The 1,145-nt window shown below is 71.0% G+C and carries 3 protein-coding genes; all 3 read left to right on the forward strand.

All coding sequences use genetic code 11. The features are described 5' to 3' along the window. Window positions 1-125 precede the first annotated feature (125 nt). Window positions 126-242: an SGM_5486 family transporter-associated protein gene (locus ABZ281_RS50160; protein ID WP_097215821.1), complete on the forward strand. Its 117-nt coding sequence runs from the start codon at window positions 126-128 to the stop codon at window positions 240-242. Window positions 243-406: 164 nt separating this feature from the next. Beyond that, window positions 407-613, forward strand: coding sequence for a hypothetical protein (locus ABZ281_RS50165; protein ID WP_356665594.1), 207 nt, complete (start codon window positions 407-409; stop codon window positions 611-613). 65 nt (window positions 614-678) lie between these two features. Further along, window positions 679-1,145 (forward strand): histidine phosphatase family protein (locus ABZ281_RS50170; RefSeq protein ID WP_356665596.1); only part of this gene is annotated, 467 nt, incomplete at its 3' end.

The raw sequence follows: 1,145 nt of genomic DNA on the forward strand, positions 1-1,145 counted from the left end.
GTCGTCGGGTTCGTGGCCGGCCGCGACCGCACGGTGGAGGACGAGGCCGCCCGCTGAGCCTCGCCCCGGGGGACGGGAGTCACCCCGGGGCGCCCGGCGGGCACGGGGGGTGGGAGACTTGCCCCATGCCAGTGCTCGACCCGAACCCCCAGCACGGTCAGAAGAAGATGCTGCTCGTCTTCGGCGCCTTCTTCGCGATCTTCATCGTCATCGCCGTCATCGCGACCATCGCCTCGCCATGACCCCCGCGTACGCGGCCCGTGGTGGGGTTAGCCCCCTGTCCCCTAGGGGGTGAGGGTCAGGGTCAAGTGGGTGGATCACCGGATGGGCTGGCAGCCGAGGATTCCGTAGCTTCAAGTGTGTGACCGCGAGACGGTCACCGAGCACTCGGAGAGCGGAGGCATCCATGTCGGCCCCTACGACCACGCGGCCCCACCCGGCGACCCGGGCCGGTGCCGCCGGCCGGCTGCCCTGGTGGGCTCTCGCCCTGCCCGTGCTCGCCTTCGCCGCCCTGCTCGCCCTGCTCCTGAACCCGTCCGACGCCCACGCGGCCACCGGCGACCCCGCGATCACCCAGCTCTTCGAGCGTGTACAGCAGCTCATGGCCCGCTGATCACGGCCGAAGCCCGTGGTCAACTCCCTGAGCCCCGTGGCGTGTTTCATGCGAAGCTGGATCTCATGAGCGTCGCAGAACCCCGCAGGATTGTCCTCTTCCGCCATGCGAAAGCCGACTGGCCACAGGTCACGGATCACGAGCGTCCGCTCGCCGACCGGGGCCGAATGGATGCGGCGGAGGCCGGGCGCAGGCTGACCGACACCGGTATCGCCTTCGACCTGGCCCTGTGCTCCACCGCGCTCCGGACCCGGGAGACCTGGAAGCTCGCCGTCCAGGAGTTCCCGCAGCGGCCGAAAACCGTCTACGAGGAGCGGATCTACGAGGCCTCGCCGGGCGAGCTGATCGCCCTGCTCAACGAGACCTCCGAGGACGCGCGGAACGTCCTCATGATCGGGCACAACCCGGGGATCCAGGGCCTCGCCGAGGTGCTGGCCGGCTCGGGCGAGGACGAGGCCCGGGAGCGCATGGCCCGCCGCGGCTTCCCGGCCGCCGCCTTCGCCGTGCTGTCGTTCGGCGGCGCGTGGAAGAG

This window comes from Streptomyces sp. NPDC006265 (genome assembly GCF_040613555.1).
In the GTDB taxonomy this organism is placed as follows: Bacteria; Actinomycetota; Actinomycetes; order Streptomycetales; family Streptomycetaceae; genus Streptomyces.